This window comes from Solirubrobacter pauli (assembly GCF_003633755.1).
GTDB lineage: Bacteria > Actinomycetota > Thermoleophilia > Solirubrobacterales > Solirubrobacteraceae > Solirubrobacter > Solirubrobacter pauli.
Map to the genome: position 1 here is coordinate 3,466,793 of NZ_RBIL01000001.1, position 16,661 is coordinate 3,483,453.

Sequence of the window (16,661 nt, forward strand, 5' to 3'; positions counted from 1 at the left end):
TTCCGCGGCATGTCCACGGGAACGCAGGACGTCGAGTCGGCGCTGATCGAGTCCGTCTGCGAGCGAGTGCGGGAACGGGTGGCGCCGGAGGACGTCGCCGATGCCGAAGCCTTCGTCCGCCAGTACTACCGCCGAGCGCCAGCGGCGGACCTGAAGGGGCGCGAGCCCGTCGACCTCTACGGCGCCGCGCTCGCCCACCGCACGTTCGGCGCCGGCCGCGCCGACGGCGAGGTGCGCGTGCGCGCGTACAACCCGACGTTCGAGCAGCACGGCTGGCAGTCGCCGCACACGGCGATCGACGTCGTCAGCGACGACATGCCGTTCCTCGTCGACTCCGTGAGCATGGAGCTGAGCCGCCGCGAGCTCGGCATCCACGTGCTCGTCCACCCCGTGGTGGGCGACGAGTCGTACATGCACATCGAGGTCGACCGCCAGGCGTCGGGCTTCGACGAGCTCGAGCGCGCGATCGAGCGCGTGCTCGAGCAGGTGCGCGCCGCGGTCGACGACTGGCCGCAGATGCGCGAGCACATGCACGCGCTGATCGACGAGCCGTTCCCCGCCGGGCTCGACCGGGACGAGTGCGAGGAGGCGCGCGCGCTACTCGCGTGGATCGCCGACCACCACTTCACCTACCTCGGCTACCGCGAGTACGAGCTCACCGAGGAGGACTCGCTGCAGGCGGTCGAGGGCACCGGGCTCGGGCTCCTGCGCGGCGGCAGCGCGCAGTCGACGGGCTTCGCGAAGCTGCCGCTCGCGGTGCGCGCGCTGGCGCGTGAGCCCGACCCGCTGATCCTCGCCAAGGCGACGACGCGCTCGCCGATCCACCGGCCCGCCTACCTGGACTACATCGGGGTCAAGAAGTTCGACGGCGACGGCAACGTCGTCGGCGAGCGCCGCTTCCTCGGCCTCTACACGACCGGCGCCTACCGCGAGGTGCCGGCCAACATCCCGGTGCTGCGCCGCAAGGCCGCGGCCGTCCGCGAGCGCGCCGGCTTCATGCCCGGCAGCCACGACGACAAGGCGCTGATCTCGGTCATCGACACGTTCCCGCGCGACGAGCTGTTCCAGATCGGCGTCGACGACCTGTACGAGATGGCGAGCGGCATCCTCGAGCTCGGCGAGCGCCAGCGCGTGCGGCTGTTCATGCGCACGGACCGCTACGAGCGCTTCGTCAGCTGCCTCGTCTTCATCCCCCGCGACCGCTTCAACACCGACAACCGGATCAAGATCGGCCGGCTGCTCAGCGAGGCGCTCGGCGCGGAGTCGCTCGACTGGGGCCTGCGGCTGACCGAGTGGGTGCTCGTGCGCATCCACTACACGTTGCACCTGCCCGCCGACGTGCGGCCCGACTACGACGTCGAGGCGCTCGAGGCCCGCATCGTCGAGGCGGTGCGCTCATGGGACGACGACCTGCTGGACGCGCTGCTGGAGGAGTGCGGCGAGGAGCGCGGGATGACGCTCTACCGCCAGTACGGCTCCGCGTTCCCGCCGCAGTACCGCGACGACCTGCTCGCGCGCTCGGCGGTCGCCGACATCCTGCGGATCGAGGCGCTGACCGACGAGGACGGGCTCGACCTCTCGCTCTACCGGCCGCTGGAGGCGCAGGGCGGCGCGCTGCGCTGCAAGGTCTATCGGCGCGGCGAGCGCGTGTCGCTGTCGGACGTGCTGCCGATGTTCGAGTCGCTCGGCCTGACCGTCACCGACGAACGGCCCTACCTGGTCACCCCGCGCGAGGGTCCGCCGGCGTGGCTGTACGACTTCGGCCTGCTCGCCAAGGGCGAGGTCGACGTCGACGCGATCCGCGACCGCTTCCACGAGGGCTTCGAGCGCGTCTGGCGCGGCGACGCCGAGCAGGACGGCTTCAACGGGCTGATCCTCGCGGCCGGGCTCGACTGGCGCGAGGTGATGCTGCTGCGTGCGGTCGCGCGCTACCTGCGCCAGGCCGGCATCCCGTTCAGCGACCGCTACATGGAGGCGACGCTGCTCGCCCACGCGGACGTCGCCCGCACGCTGATCGAGCTGTTCCGCGCGCGCTTCGACCCCGACGGGAGCCGCGGCGGCGCGTCGGCGATCGCCGAGCGGATCGAGCAGGCGATCGACGCCGTCGACTCGCTCGACGAGGACCGGATCCTGCGCGGATTCCTGAGCGTGGTCACCGCGATGCTGCGCACGAACTTCTTCCTGCCCGGCCCGAAGCCGTACCTCTCGTTCAAGCTCGACCCGCACCAGATCCCGCTGACGCCGCGGCCGCGCCCGAAGTTCGAGATCTTCGTGCACTCGCCGCGGGTGGAAGGCGTGCACCTGCGCGGCGGCGCGGTCGCGCGCGGCGGCCTGCGCTGGTCGGACCGGCGCGAGGACTTCCGCACGGAGATCCTCGGCCTGATGAAGGCGCAGATGGTCAAGAACGCCGTCATCGTGCCGGTCGGCTCCAAGGGCGGGTTCGTCATGAAGCGGCCCGGCGACCAGGTCGTCGAGGTCTACAAGACGTTCCTCTCGGGCCTGCTCGACGTGACCGACAACATCGTCGGCAACGACGTCGTGCCGCCCTCGCACGTGGTGCGCGCCGACGGCGACGACCCGTACCTGGTGGTCGCCGCGGACAAGGGCACGGCCACGTTCAGCGACATCGCCAACGGCGTCGCGAACGACTACGGCTTCTGGCTCGGCGACGCGTTCGCCTCCGGCGGCTCGGTCGGCTACGACCACAAGGCGATGGGCATCACGGCGCGGAGCGCGTGGGTGTCCGTCCAGCGCCACTTCCGCGAGCTCGGCGTCGACGTGCAGGCGCAGGACTTCACCGTGGCCGGGATCGGCGACATGAGCGGCGACGTGTTCGGCAACGGGATGATGCTGTCGCCGCACATCCGGCTCGTGGCCGCGTTCGACCACCGGCACGTCTTCCTCGACCCCGACCCGGACCCGGCGAGCAGCCTGGCCGAGCGCGAGCGCCTGTTCGCGCTGCCGCGCTCGAGCTGGGACGACTACGACCGCTCGCTGATCTCCGAGGGCGGCGGCGTCTTCCCGCGCACCGCCAAGTCGATCGAGCTGACCGAGCAGGTGCGCGCGGCGCTCGACGTCGACGCCGAGCGGCTCACGCCCTCCGAGCTGATCCAGGCGATCCTGCGGGCGCCCGTCGACCTGCTCTGGAACGGCGGCATCGGCACCTACGTCAAGGCGGCCGAGGAGACCCACGCGGACGTGGGCGACAAGGCCAACGACCCCGTCCGCGTCAACGGGCGCGAGCTGCGCGCCCGGGTCGTCGGCGAGGGCGGCAACCTCGGCTGCACGCAGCGCGGGCGGATCGAGTTCGCGGCCCAGGGCGGGCGCATCAACACCGACGCGATCGACAACGCGGGCGGCGTGAACTGCTCCGACCACGAGGTCAACATCAAGGTCCTGCTCGACTCGGTGGTCGCGGCCGGCGACATGACCGTCAAGCAGCGCAACGCGCTCCTGGCGGAGATGACCGACGCCGTCGCCGAGCGCGTCCTGCGCGGCTCGTACACGCAGACCCAGGCGCTCTCGCTCGCCCGCTTCCAGGCGTCCGCGATGCTGGATGTGCACGACCGCTTCATGCGCGACCTGGAGGCCACCGGGCGGCTGGACCGCGCAATCGAGGCGCTGCCGGACGCCGAGGCGATCGCCGAGCGCCGCCAGGCCGGCCTCGGCCTCACCCAGCCGGAGCTCGCGGTGGTGCTCGCCTACTCGAAGATCACGCTCTACGCCGCGCTGCTGGACTCCGACCTGCCGGACGACCCCGCGCTCGAGGGCGAGCTCGCCGTGTACTTCCCGTCGCCGCTGCCCGAGCGCTACGGCGAGGAGATGACGCGCCACCGGCTGCGCCGGGAGATCATCGCCACGCGGGTGGCCAACCAGATCGTCGACCGCGCCGGCACCACGTTCATGTTCCGGCTGCGCGAGGACACGGGCGCCACGCACGCGGACATCGCACGCGCGTCGGTGATCGCGCGGGACGTGTTCGACGTGCAGTCGCTCTGGCGCGAGGTCGAGGCGCTCGACGGCGCGGTGACCGCGGACACGCAGACGTGGATGCTGCTCAGCGGGCGGCGGATGGTCGAGCGCGCGACGCGCTGGCTGCTGCGCACGCGCCCGCGGCCGATGGACATCGGCGCCGAGGTGGCGCGCTTCGCCGACGGCGTGCACGCCGTCTCGGAGCTGCTGCCCGGCGTGCTCGTCGAGGCCGAGCAGGCCGCCTGGCGGGACCGCGTGGCCGGGCTCACGGACGCGGGCGTGCCGGAGGCGCTGGCCGCGCGCGTGGCGTCGCAGAGCGTGCTCTTCAGCGCGTTGGACGTGGTCGAGGTCGCGGGCGGCGGCGACCGTGGGGTGGACGAGGTCGCGGCCTTGCACTTCGAGCTCGGCGGCCGGCTGCACCTGCACTGGCTGCGCGACCAGATCGCGCTGCTCACCCGCGACACGCGCTGGTCGACGATGGCGCGCGCCGCGCTGCGTGACGACCTGTTCTCGCTGCACGCCGACCTCACGCGCGAGGTGCTCCGCTACGACTCGCTCGAGGCCTGGTTCGAGGCCAACCGCGCCGCGGTCGAGCGCGCGCAGGAGATCCTCGGCGAGATCCGCGCGGGCGGCGCGTTCGACCTGACGACGCTGCCGGTGGCGTTGCGCGAAGTCCGGAATCTCATCCAGCCACGGGGGTAAGAACCAACCATGTTGTTCGGACAAGAGCACGTCGACAAGTACAAGGCGACCGACGGCCAGGAGGGCCACGACTGGCAGGGCACCCAGTGCCTGCTGCTGACCACCAAGGGCCGCAAGTCGGGCGAGCCGCGTGAGCTGCCGCTGATCTACGGCAAGTCAGGCGAGGACTACCTGATCGTCGCCTCCAAGGGCGGCGCCGACGAGCCGCCGGCGTGGTACCTGAACCTGCAGGCCGACCCGACCGCCGAGGTGCAGGTCTGGGGCGACCGCTTCAAGGCCCGGGCGCGCGTCGCGACGCCCGACGAGAAGGCCGAGATGTGGAAGACGATGACCGCCGAGTGGCCGGCCTACGACGACTACCAGAAGAAGACCGACCGGGAGATCCCGATCATCGTGCTGGAGAGGGAGGGTTAGGCGACGCCTCCTTGGCGACCGCGGCCAGCTCCGCGCGCGCCTCGTCGCCCAGCTTCTCGAACCGCAGGGCGTAGATCCGGTAGCCGCGCTCGCCGACCACGCGGGCGCGGCCGTTGATCCGCCCGCGGTCCGGCAGCTCGAACTCGAACAGCTCGTCGACGGCCATCGGGCGGTTGGCTTTCACGCGCATCCCGCCGGGCCCGAGGTCCAGTGTCATCGCCTCGATCACCTTGCCCGTCTTCCGGTGCAAAGTGCACTCCAGGGCGATCTCCGTGCGCCAGCTGCGGCGCCGTTCCCCGCTCATGGCTCCCACACCGACCAGTATGTCTCTTCATGGTCTTCTACGAACCCGATAAGCGCGACCGCGGGTTGCTGCCGCACGATCCGTTCAAGGCGTTCGTGGCGCCGCGTCCGATCGGGTGGGTGTCGACCGTGGGCCCCGGCGGCGAGGTCAACCTGGCGCCGTATTCGTACTTCAACGCCGTCTGCGACGCCCCGCCGACGGTGATGTTCTCCAGCGCCGGGCCCAAGGACTCGGCGACGTTCGCCCACTCGGGCGGCGAGTTCGTGTGGAACATGGTCACGTGGGACCTGCGCGAGCAGATGAACCTGACCTCGGCGACGCTCCCGCGCGGCGAGAACGAGTTCGAGCACGCCGGGCTGGAGATGGCGCCGTCGACGCTCGTCGCCCCACCGCGTGTCGCGAACGCGCCAGTCGCGTTCGAGTGCAAGGTCACGCAGGTGGTCGAGATCGTCGGCGGGAAGAACATCGTCACGTTCGGGCAGGTGGTCGGCGTGCACCTCGACGAGCGCTACGTGGTGGACGGAATCGTCGACCTGACGCGGCTCAAGCCGATCGCCCGCTGCGGCTACCGGGGCGACTACGCGGTCGTCGACTCGCTGTTCGAGATGATCCGGCCGGACTTCGACTCCTGAAAACCGGTTCGTTGGTCTTAGCGGGTCCGGTGCGGTTGTATCTGCGCTGATGTTCTTGGAGGCGGCTGGTGGGGTGCTCGTCGGCGGGGGCCTCGCGTGCGTGGCCGCTGCTGTCGCCGGCCGGCGCTCGTGGCTCGTGGCGACCTTGTTCGCGGCGGCGTTGGCGTGCGCCGCCGTCGACGCGTTCGGCGGCAGCTCGTGGTTCCACACCGCCGCCGGCGCGCTCGGCTTCGCGGGCGCGGTGACGATGGTCCTCGAGCGCCTCGGCAAGCCGCTGACGCTGAGCTGGCTGGACTTCGTGATGGGCGGCTGCGCGGTCGGCGCGCTCAGCGCGACGACCGGCGCCGAGCTCGGGGCCACGCTCGGCGCGAGCGGCGTCGCGGCCGCGCTGGGCCTCGCCCGCTGGCGGGTGAGCGTGCCGCTCGCCGTCGCCTTGGTCGGCCTGATCGCGCTCGGCGAGCTGCCGTGGCTGTCGGCCGTCCCCTTGGCGGTCGCCGTGTGGCTGCGCGAGCCGCCCGCGACGCCCTCGCCGGAGTTCAACCCGATCGTGCTCGCGGCGCTGCTGGCGTACGCGACCAGCGCAATGGTGCTGCTCGTGGTCGGCCAGTTCGTCTCGCTCCCGGCCGACGCCGCCACGCTGGCCACCGTCACGATGCTGACGGGGATGGCGCGGGCCGGCCTGACCGTCGTCGACCGGCTCAAGCACAGCCACTACCAGGCGGTCACCGACGACCTCACGGGGCTCGGCAACCGCCGCCAGCTCCTCGACGCGTTGCGCGAGGCGATCGCCGCGGATGACCAGGAGGTCGCGCTGCTGCTGATCGACCTCGACGGCTTCAAGGAGCTCAACGACACGCTCGGCCACCACGCCGGCGACGAGGTGCTCCGCCAGATCGGGCCGCGGCTCGAGGAAGCGCTCGAGCCGGGCGACACGCTCGCGCGCCTCGGCGGCGACGAGTTCGCGGTCGTGCTCGCCCCCGGTGACGAGACGTCCGCGTCCGCCACCGGCCTGCGGCTCCGGTCGTCGCTGGAGCGCTCGTTCTCGGTCGGCGGCATCCGCGTGCACATCGACGCGTCGATCGGGATCGCGCTGTTCCCCGAGCACGCGCAGGACGCGCTCGGCCTGCTCCAGCGCGCCGACGTCGCCATGTACGAGGCCAAGCGCACCCGCACCGGCCACGAGGTCTACCTGCCCGCGCGCGACACGCACTCGCGCCGGCGCCTGGAGCTGCTCGGGGAGCTGCGCGACGGCCTCGCCGGCGGCGAGCTGATCCTGCACTACCAGCCGAAGGCGGAGATCGCCACCGGCGAGGTGCGCGGCGTCGAGGCGCTCGTGCGCTGGGTGCACCCCCGCCGCGGGCTGCTGATGCCCAGCGACTTCCTGCCGCTCGCCGACCACAGCGGGCTCGGACGCTCGCTGACGGCGTTCGTGCTCGACCGCGCGCTGGTCGAGATCGGCGAGCGGCGTGCGGACGGCTTCGACCTGTCGGTGGCGGTCAACCTCTCGCCCGCGGACCTGCTCGACCTGGGGCTGCCGTCGGAGGTGGCGCGCACGCTCGAGCGGCACGCCTTCCCGGCGTCCTGCCTGCGGCTGGAGGTCAGCGAGGACGCCGTGATGGCCGATCCGGAGCGCTCGCTCGAGGTGCTGCGGGAGCTGCGCGCGATCGGTGTCGCCACGGCGCTCGACGACTTCGGCTCCGGGCACGTGTCGCTCGGGCACCTCAAGCACCTGGGCGTGGACGAGATCAAGATCGACCGCTCGTTCGTGATGCGGCTCTCCGAGGACGCGCGCGACGCCGCGATCGTGCACACCACCGTGGACCTCGGCCGGCGGCTGGGCATGCGGGTGGTCGCCGAGGGCGTCGAGACCGCGGACGCGTGGGACACGCTCGCCGGGCTGCGCTGCGACGAGGCGCAGGGGTTCTTCCTCGGCCGCCCGATGACGGCCACCGCGCTCGCGGGCTGGATGCGCGATCGCGCTGCCGCCGCCTGAAGCGGTCCACGGCTTTAGCCTGGTGAGCATGCTTCGCGTGCTGGCGGTGGCGGTCCTGGCCGTGGTCATGTGTCCGGTGGCCCATGCGGCACCGCGGACCGTCGCGCGCAGCGGCGACTTCACGCTGCAGGCCGAGCGCAAGGGCGGCGAGGTGTGCCTCACGCTGCGCCGCGACCGGCGCTACCAGGGCGAGGCGTGCGGCCGGCAGCCGCGCTCGCCGCACCGCACCGTGTCGGTGTTCCCCGACGTCTACTCGACGGCCTACGCCGCCGCGGTCGGGCCGACGGTCCGGCGTGCGGAAGCCGAGGACGCGCGCGGGCGCCGCACGTCGCACAAGGTCTTCGCGGCCCGCGGGTTCGCAGCCCGCTTCGTGGTCGTCCCGCCGAAGCCGGGCGCGGTGTTCGTCCGCTTCTACGGGGCGGACGGGAAGCTGCTCGGGATCGACGCCGGGCCCGTCGGCTACATCGCCCCCGCCGACGAGACGCAGATCCTCGGCGACCGCGACGCGGGCGTGAAGGTGCACACGGAGCCGCAGCTCGCGCCCACCCCGGATCAGGCCGACCGGCTCCGGACCCTGGCGTGCGTCGACGTCGTCAACGCGTCGGGCGGCAGCGGCGTCTGCGGTGAAGGCACCGACGACGCCCTGATCATCCTGGACAGCTGCGACGGTCCAGGGATCCTCGGCGCGGTCGTCGGCTCGGGCATCGCCGGCCTCCGGCTCCAGCTCGGCAGCGGCGCGACGGTCGAGCTGCCGGCGAAGGCGCTGTCGCCGGCGTTCGCGGGGCGGCGTGCGGTCGGGGCGGAGGTGCCGGCCGGCGAGGCCATCCGCTCCGCGACGGCGTTCGACGCCTCCGGGCGGGACGTGGCCGGCGTGGGCGTCGGCCTGGCCCCGAGCGGCCTGCCGTGCACGGAGGAGGAGCGCGGGGAGAACTTCTCGGCACCCTTGGTGCCGGTCTCGCCCCCGGCTGCTCCCGTGGCGGCGGCGGTCGCGGGCGGCCTGCCGCTGGTCGTGGCCGACCAGGGCGAGACGCTGTGCGCCGAGCTCGGGACGCTCACGCCGCAGCTGTGCCCGGCGGCACCCGTCGACTCGGATCCGCCGCGGCTGCTGCGGCGCGGCGCCACGGTCGCGGGCGTGCTCAGCGCCGACGCCGCGCGGGTCACGCTCGAGCTCGACCGCGGCCGTGACGTGACCGTGCCGACGACCACCGCTCCGGCCTACACCGGCCGCTGGGCGGGCAAGGTGCGGTTCTTCGCGGCGGAGGTCCCGGCGGCGCGCACCGTCGTCCGCACCGTCGTCCGCGACGCTCGCGGTCGGACGATCGGCGTCAGCGATCGCGGCCTCGGCCGCTCGAGCGTGAACCGGCGGGTGCTCGCCGAGCAGGGCGGCGTGCGCCTGCAAGTGGTGCGCCAGGCCGGCGCGCAGCCGTGCGTCACCGCGTTCGTGGCCGACCTCGCTCCGGCGCCGTCGTTCTGCACGGTGCGCGATCCCGGCCGGCCGATCGACGGTCCCTTCCACACCTACCGCGCGGCCGTCGTCGTCTCGTGCACCCCGCGGCTCGCGCTGGCCTACGGGCGCATCGCGGACGGGATGGCGGTGCCGGAGGTCGTCCTGGCCGGCGGCCGGCGCATCAAGGGCCAGCGGGTCGCGCTGCCCGACGACGACGCATGGTTCGCCTTCGTGCCGGACGCTGCCGTGGAGTGGCTCCGTGCCGGCAAGGTGCAGGCGCAGCTGAACCTGCCGCCCGCCAGCGCGCAGTGCGGGTACAGCGCCGGCCGCGCCTTCTGATCGTTCGCCGCGCAGTGGCCGGGCGCCTCACCGCGCCCGGCCACGCGCGATGGCGCGCAGACGCGCTGACCCGATCGCCCGTCGCGTCCGAATACACGGGGTATGCGCAGCCACCGTTCAGAGATCGCCGGCGTGGTCATGGCCGATGCGACCAAGCCCGGCTTCCCGCTCACCTATGTCAGCCCCGGCTTCGAGGAGATGACGGGCTACTCGGCGGCTGACGTCCTCGGGCGGTCGTGTGCGCTGCTGCAGGGCGCCGAGACGGACCCGCGCGGCATCGCGGTGCTGCGCGAGGCGCTGCGGGACGGGCGCGAGGCGTACGCCACGATGCTCAACTACCGCGCCGACGGCACCCCGTTCTGGTGCGAGATCGCGCTCGCGCCGCAGCGCGACGAGGGCGGCCGCGTGGTCCAGTACCTCGGCGTCCAGAAGGACGTGACCTTCCGCCGCCAGGCCGAGGAGCGCATCCACGAGCTGGCCTACTACGACAGCCTGACCGGCCTGGCGAACCGCGCCACCCTGCACAAGGAGCTGCACGCCGCGCTGGCCCACGCCCAGCGTGACACCGACGAGCTGGCGCTGCTCTTCATCGATCTCGACGACTTCAAGCGCATCAACGACAGCCTGGGCCACCACACGGGTGACCTGCTGCTGAAGGCGGTCGCGGACCGGCTGCGCGACGTCGTGCGTCCGGGGGACCTGGTCGCGCGCCAGGGCGGCGACGAGTTCACGGTGCTGCTGCGCAAGGTGCCGAGCGACGTCTCGGCGGTGGCCAGCGACGTCGCGGGGCGCATCGTCACGGCGCTGCACGAGCCGCTCGACGTGGACGGCATCCCGGTCGACGTGCGCACGAGCGTCGGCATCAGCACCTATCCGCGCGACGCGGAGACCGCCGAGGACCTGCTGCGGCACGCGGACGCGGCCATGTACGTCGCCAAGGGCGGCGGCAAGGACGGCTTCCACGTCTACCGCTCGCGGGGCAAGACCATCGAGACCGCCGAGCGCACCGACGACTTCGATCCACAGGCGGCGCACGAGGAGCTCGACCGGATCCTCGCGGGGCGTGACCTGCGCGCGGTGTTCCAGCCGATCGTCGACATCGCCGGCGGCAGCGTGGTGGCCTACGAAGCGCTCGCCCGCGGCCCGGAGGGGTCATCGCTCCAGCGGCCCGACCGGCTGTTCGAGGCCGCGGCCGCGGCGGGGCGCACGGCGGAGCTCGACTGGCTGTGCCGCGCCGTCGCCATCGAGGCGGCCCTGGAGGCTGGGCTCGGCCGCACCGCGACGCTGTTCCTGAACTGCGAGCCCGCCGCGATCGGCACGCCGTGCCCGGAGCCGTTCCGCGAGCTGTGGACGCAGGCCGGCGAGGAGCTCGACCTCGTGCTGGAGATCACCGAGCGCGCGGTCACCGACCGGCCCGCCGAGCTTGCCCAGGTCATCGCCGAGCACCGCGATCACGGTCGTGGCGTTGCGCTCGACGACCTCGGCGCGGACGTCCGCTCGCTGGCGCTGCTGCCGTTCGTGGCCCCCGACGTGATGAAGCTCGACCTCAGCCTGGTGCAGGACCGCCCGTCGACCGACCAGGCGGCGATCGTCAGCGCGGTCGCCGCCGAGCGGGAGCGGACCGGCGCGCAGATCCTCGCCGAGGGCATCGAGGACGAACGGCACCTCGCCGTTGCCCAGGCGCTGGGCGCGACGCTCGGCCAGGGCTGGTTCTGGGGCCGGCCCGGCCCGCTGCCGCAGCGCACGGGCGGGACGACCGTGCGCCGCCACGCCCATCCGCCGCGCCGTCCGGGCCGCACGCCGTTCGAGGTCGTCGCCGCCGAGCGCGAGACCGCGCGCGCCACCAAGCGCCTGCTGCTGCCGATGAGCCACCACCTCGAGCACCGCGCGCTGCGGATCGGCGAGGGCGCCGTGATCCTGTCGGCGTTCCAGGACGCCAAGCACTTCACCCCCAAGACCGTGCGCCGCTACGAGACGCTCGTGCGCGGCGCGAGCCTGGTCGGCGCGTTCGGCGTCGGCCTCGGCGAGGAGCCGGTGCCGGGCGTCCGCGGCGCGTGCATCGACGCCGACGACCCGCTCGCCGGCGAGTGGAGCGTGATCGTGCTCGGTCCGCACTTCGCCGGCGCGCTCGTCGCCCAGGACCTCGGCGACACCGGGGCGGACCGCGAGCGCCGCTTCGAGTTCGCGACGGTCTACGACCGCGACCTGGTCATCGCGGCGGCGCAGACGCTGCTGACCCGGATCACACCGGTGCGGAGCGCGCTGCTGGACGGGGTGCTGTAGCGAACCGGGCCTCGTGCACCGGCTTGCAGCGGTCGTAGAGCCAGGTCAGCACCGAGATCAGGAACGCGAAGAACAGCGCCGTGCCGAGCGGGAAGTTCTCCACCGGCGTGAAGAAGCGGCTCGCGAGGAAGATCAGGCCGAGGTTGACGACGAGCAGCGCGGGCAGCTCCGCGAGCCCGAAGCGGGCGCTGATCGCCTCGTTGGCGGCGACGATGGCGACGACCGCGATCGCGACCTCGAGGGCCGTCGTCTCGACGTGCGGGAGGATCTCCGCGAACAGGATCGCCAGCAGGCCGAGCAGCACTGCCTTCTCGGCCAGCGCGCGCCACGGCACGCCGTGCGGGGCCGGCGGCCGGTGCGGCACCGGGGCGGCGGCGAGCTGCCAGCCGTGGTCGGGTTCCGGCATCCGCGGGCGCGCCACGAGCTGGAACAGGGCGACGAGCGCGAGGACGCCGAGCGCGGACAGCACGCCGACCCACGGGTGGTCGGCGACCGTGTCCGTGAAGTCGCGCTGGGCGATGTGGATCCAGTACTCCTGCGGAAGCTTGACGCAGACCCAGAGGACGATCGCCGTCCACAGCCAGAACCGCGGCGACCACGTGGCCGGGTCCCACCGCAGCGCGACCACGGCGTGGACGATGAAGAAGAACTCGAACGTGTTCGGGAACACGAGCAGCATCGCCCGGCTGTCGAGCAGCTCGAAGGCCAGCACGCCGACGAGCCGGTAGTAGAAGAGGAACTGGCCGATCCGGAAGGCCGCGTGGCTCGTCCAGTTGCGGAGCATCGAGACGTACGCGATCGCCAGGTAGTAGATGTCGAGCGCCTTGTCGACGCTCTGGTACGGGCCGTCCGGGCCGAGGTCGACGTCGGTGAACGCGGCCAGCAGCGAGTTGTCGACCGCGTCGAGGACGAGCGCCACCACGATCAGCAGCTCGAAGCGCGGGATCAGCAGCGGCACGAGCAGCCGCGCCAGCACGAGCGCGACGATCAGCGCCCACTCGCTCACGGACGGATCGGGGATCACCGAGCTAAAGCTTCCTCAATGCGCGTAACCCGCGCTGTGCGGGTGCGATAGGTAGGGGGTGAGCCGCGTGCGTGATCGCCGGCGCGCGGCCGCGCGTCTTGCCCTGCTGGGCGTGCTGATCGCCGCCGCCTTCGTGGCCGTGACCGTCGCCGGGATCGGGCCCGCCGAGGTGCGGGGCTGGGTGCGCGAGGCGGGTGCGCTCGGGCCGCTGCTGTTCGTCCTCGCGGGCGGCGCGCTCGGGCTGGCGCTGTTCCCGGGGCAGGTGACGGCGACGGCCGCGGGCGCGCTGTTCGGCGCGGTCGCCGGCACGCCGATCGCGCTGCTCGCCGCGCTGCTGACCGCCGCGGGCTCGCTCCTGCTGGCCCGCAGGATCGGCGCGGACGCGCTGCTTGCCCTGCTCAGCCCACGCGCGCGGCACCGGCGGGCGTGGGTGGCCGAGCACGGCTTCGGCGCGGTCCTCGCCTCCCGGCTCGTGCCCGGGGTGCCGTCGGGCATCGTCAACTACCTCGCCGGTGTGGCGGGCATCGGCATGCGGGCGTTCCTGGCGGCGGTCGCGCTGGGTGCGCTGCCGAAGACGATCGCGTACGTCGCGCTCGGCGGTGCGCTCGCCGACCCGCTGTCGGCGCGCGGCGCGGTCGCCGTCGGCCTCTACGTCACGGCGGCCCTGGCGGGCCTGCTCGTCGCGCGGCGGCTGGTCGCGGCGCGGCCGACGACCGCTCACGGCGCCCGTGCGTAGGTGACGGCGATCGTCCCGGTGGCGGTCAGCAACGTCAACGTGGAGCCTTCGACGCTGAAGCCCGCCGCCTTGGCCAGCGCGGCCAGATACCGCTGCTCCTGCTCCATCAAGGGCTTGGCGCAGGCCATCTCGGTGTGGAAGATGCCGGTGATCTCCAGGTCGCCGCTCCACTTGGCCGAGTAGCGGTTGCAGCCCGCGTGGCCCGACAGCGTGCCGTCGGCCTCGAAGGTGGCGGTCAGCTCCGTGCCCTCGAGCGGCCCCGTGACGGCGTCGCGCTGCAGGAACGAGGTGACCGTCCACGCGCCGAGCGGGCTCGCCGGCGCGAAGCGCAGCTGCTCCGCGTCGTCGGCGTCGGCGAGCACGAGCTGCTCGCCGTCGGTGCGCCAGCGCGCCACTCGCGCGAGCGCCGCGGTGAACGCGGCCTCGACCTCGGCGGCGGGGGAGCCGCAGGCCATCCTCGTGCCGGCGACCGTGCCCAGCCGCAGCGTGTCGCCCTCGGCGGCGTAGCTCGTCGAGTAGCGGTTGCAGCCGCTCGAGCCCGACAGCGTCCCGGCCTTGAACGTCGCGCTCGGCGTCGCGGCCTCCCAGCCGGGCACGTCGACGCCCGAGACCAGCACCCACGGCGTGCCCTCCAGCGTGGCGCCGCTCGCGGCCCGGTCGTCATTCCCGCAGGCGGTCAGCAGCAGCAGGAGGAGGGCACAGGCGAAGAGCGGTCGCATACCTCCATTACGTCGTCGTGCGGGAGTGATCACACCTCACCCCGCGAAGGTGATCCCTCAGCGGCGCAGCTTGAGCGCCTGCTTGACCGTAGCCCCGGCGGACGGCTTGAGCTCGACCGAGACGGTCTGCGCGCGACGCGACCCGAGCGCCCGCGCGCCCCGGCGCGACGGCTTGACCGTGACCGTGCCCGACTTGCCGCCTGCGACCCGGTACGCGCGCGACCCGACCGTGGTCTTGCCCTTCTTGATCCGCACCGTCCCCTTGCACGCAGCGGTGCCGGTGCACCTGAGGCTGACGGCGATCCGGCCCTTGCGGTAGCGCAGGGCGGTGGAGCGCAGCGCCGGCCCGACGACGGTCCGCGCCCCGCCCCAGTGCGGGTAGACGCCGGGCGCCAGGACGCGTTCGGCCCCCGCGCCCGTGAGGTCCTTGATGACGATCTGGTCGCCGCGGTCGAACGCGACCCGGTCGCCTTCCGGAGAGAAGACGGGGGTGGTGTCGGTGGTGCCGGTGGTCACGTCGCCGATCGCCGCGCCGGTGGCGACCGAGTAGCGCACGATCTGGCCTTCGATGCCCGTCTCCTGGCCCGGGGTGAGGGCGGCGATGACCTCGGTGCCGGCCGCGTTCGCGCTCGGGAAGCCGATGCCGCCGCGGGCGTCGGACGCGAGCACGCCCACGCACGTGCCGGAGACGGCCGGTGCCTCGGCGGGGGTGGCCATCGTGCACACGCGGGACGGCACGCCCCGGCTCGTGTCCGCGGGCAGCGCGCCGATCGCGGTGTTCCCGAGCCAGCCGTGGGAGATCACGCAGTACGAGCAGAACCCGACGCCTTCGCTCTCGGCCGCGCCGACCGTAAGCCGTCGGACCCAGACCGCGTTGGTCCCGCCGAACCCGTCCGGGCCCGGGTACCACCAGAGGTAGCGCGAGCCGTCGGGAGACATCAGCGGCTGGTTGACGACCGAGCCGGTGAACCCGATCGGCGCGGGCGCGCCGCCGGTGACCGGGGCCTTGACGAGGGCGCCCGACGAGTCGACCCAGGACGCGGTGGTGCCGTCGCGCGTGACCCCCGCGACCCGGCCCTGCGGCGCGAGCTGGCGGGGTGCCTCACCCGTGTCGGGGTCGACGGCGCATACCGCAGCCCCGCACTGGAAGACGATCGTCGACGCACCGGCGGGCGTGGACCCGAGTGCAAGTAGGCACGCGGCGCTGAGCGCGGCGAGAAAGATCCGGCTGCCTCCCATCCCCAGGACCCTACTCATCGTCGTTTTGGAACGATCGGTCAAAAACGGTGCTACGGTGATTGCCATGACAACCACCGACGCTCTCCCCACCCCCGCCCTGGTCACGCCGCGCGACCTCGAAGGCCGCAAGGCGCTCGTCACCGGCGGCACGCGCGGCATCGGCGCCGCGATCGTGCAGCGGTTGCTCGACGCCGGCGCCGACGTGGTCACGACCGCCCGCTCGGCGACCGAGACCACGCCCGCCGACGCCACGTTCTTCACCGGCGACGTGAGCACCGAGGCGGGTGCACGCGCGATCGTCGCGCAGGCCGTCGAGGCGCTCGGCGGCGTCGACATCGTCGTCAACAACGCCGCCGCGGCGCGCGCGCACTTCAGCGGCCCCGGCACGATCCCGGACGCCGAGTGGCAGGACGCGCTGGACCTGAACTTCCTGTCGGCCGTGCGCATCAACAACGCGGTGCTGCCGCAGCTGCTCGAACGCGGTCACGGCGCCATCGTGAACCTGTCGTCGTCCGCGGCGCTCTCCATGCCCGCCCCGCTGCTGCACTACGGCGCCGCGAAGGCCGCGCTGATCGCCTACGGCGCCGGCCTCGCCAAGGAGCTCGCACCGGCCGGCATCCGCGTGAACACGGTCACGCCCGGCAACGTGGTCACGCCGGGGGCGGACGAGATCCGGCAGGCGATCGCCGACCAGTTCTCCGTGTCGCTGGACGCCGTCGCGGGCGGCAACCCGCTCGGGCGGCCGGGCGTCGCGACCGAGCTCGCCGAGCTGGTCGGGTTCCTGGTCTCCGACCGCGCGTCGTTCATCACGGGCGCGAACCTGGTCGCCGACGGCGGCGAGACCGCCTAGCCTCATT

12 protein-coding genes are annotated in these 16,661 nt (G+C 73.2%); 8 read left to right on the plus strand and 4 right to left on the minus strand.

The features are described from left to right. Window positions 1-9 precede the first annotated feature (9 nt). Together C8N24_RS16200 and C8N24_RS16205 are read left to right on the plus strand one after the other, a co-directional pair. Complete coding sequence (locus C8N24_RS16200; protein ID WP_121251491.1) at window positions 10-4,674, plus strand: NAD-glutamate dehydrogenase; 4,665 nt, start codon at window positions 10-12, stop codon at window positions 4,672-4,674. Between the two features lie 9 nt (window positions 4,675-4,683). After that, a complete protein-coding gene (locus C8N24_RS16205) occupies window positions 4,684-5,088 on the plus strand; it encodes a nitroreductase family deazaflavin-dependent oxidoreductase (RefSeq protein WP_121251493.1) in 405 nt (134 codons plus the stop codon). Here C8N24_RS16205 and C8N24_RS16210 read toward each other — a convergent pair. Further along, window positions 5,063-5,392 carry a PilZ domain-containing protein gene (locus C8N24_RS16210; RefSeq protein ID WP_121251495.1) on the minus strand — a complete coding sequence of 110 codons (330 nt, stop codon included), beginning with the start codon at window positions 5,390-5,392 and terminating at the stop codon, window positions 5,063-5,065. The genes C8N24_RS16205 and C8N24_RS16210 overlap by 26 nt on opposite strands. Before the next feature lie 29 nt (window positions 5,393-5,421). Between C8N24_RS16210 and C8N24_RS16215 the strand changes: the two genes are divergently transcribed. The 4 genes from C8N24_RS16215 to C8N24_RS16230 all read left to right on the plus strand — a co-directional run bounded on the left by C8N24_RS16215 (window position 5,422) and on the right by C8N24_RS16230 (window position 12,086). Next, a complete protein-coding gene (locus C8N24_RS16215; RefSeq protein ID WP_121251497.1) occupies window positions 5,422-6,024 on the plus strand; it encodes a flavin reductase family protein in 603 nt (200 codons plus the stop codon). A 49-nt stretch (window positions 6,025-6,073) separates the two neighbouring features. After that, the gene (locus tag C8N24_RS16220; protein ID WP_121251499.1) at window positions 6,074-8,017 is read left to right on the plus strand and encodes a putative bifunctional diguanylate cyclase/phosphodiesterase; all 1,944 of its coding nucleotides are present in this window, start codon (window positions 6,074-6,076) and stop codon (window positions 8,015-8,017) included. 28 nt (window positions 8,018-8,045) lie between these two features. Continuing rightward, complete coding sequence (locus C8N24_RS16225; protein WP_147447832.1) at window positions 8,046-9,803, plus strand: hypothetical protein; 1,758 nt, start codon at window positions 8,046-8,048, stop codon at window positions 9,801-9,803. Between the two features lie 102 nt (window positions 9,804-9,905). Continuing rightward, complete coding sequence (locus tag C8N24_RS16230; RefSeq protein WP_121251503.1) at window positions 9,906-12,086, plus strand: diguanylate cyclase domain-containing protein; 2,181 nt, start codon at window positions 9,906-9,908, stop codon at window positions 12,084-12,086. Here the strand turns inward: C8N24_RS16230 and C8N24_RS16235 are convergent. Next, window positions 12,046-13,110, minus strand: a complete 1,065-nt coding sequence (locus tag C8N24_RS16235) for a hypothetical protein (RefSeq protein ID WP_121251505.1) — start codon at window positions 13,108-13,110, stop codon at window positions 12,046-12,048. The two genes, C8N24_RS16230 and C8N24_RS16235, sit on opposite strands and share 41 nt — an antisense overlap. Window positions 13,111-13,177: 67 nt before the next feature. Between C8N24_RS16235 and C8N24_RS16240 the strand changes: the two genes are divergently transcribed. Next, window positions 13,178-13,846 (plus strand): TVP38/TMEM64 family protein, encoded by a 669-nt coding sequence (locus tag C8N24_RS16240; RefSeq protein ID WP_170179133.1) that lies wholly within the window; start codon window positions 13,178-13,180, stop codon window positions 13,844-13,846. Here C8N24_RS16240 and C8N24_RS16245 read toward each other — a convergent pair. Then, window positions 13,828-14,565: an META domain-containing protein gene (locus C8N24_RS16245; RefSeq protein WP_121251510.1), complete on the minus strand. Its 738-nt coding sequence runs from the start codon at window positions 14,563-14,565 to the stop codon at window positions 13,828-13,830. The two genes, C8N24_RS16240 and C8N24_RS16245, sit on opposite strands and share 19 nt — an antisense overlap. A gap of 57 nt (window positions 14,566-14,622) precedes the next feature. Continuing rightward, the gene (locus C8N24_RS16250) at window positions 14,623-15,804 is read right to left on the minus strand and encodes a TolB-like translocation protein (protein WP_121251512.1); all 1,182 of its coding nucleotides are present in this window, start codon (window positions 15,802-15,804) and stop codon (window positions 14,623-14,625) included. Window positions 15,805-15,868: 64 nt separating this feature from the next. Between C8N24_RS16250 and C8N24_RS16255 the strand changes: the two genes are divergently transcribed. Continuing rightward, window positions 15,869-16,654 carry an oxidoreductase gene (locus tag C8N24_RS16255; protein WP_121251514.1) on the plus strand — a complete coding sequence of 262 codons (786 nt, stop codon included), beginning with the start codon at window positions 15,869-15,871 and terminating at the stop codon, window positions 16,652-16,654. Window positions 16,655-16,661 lie beyond the last annotated feature (7 nt).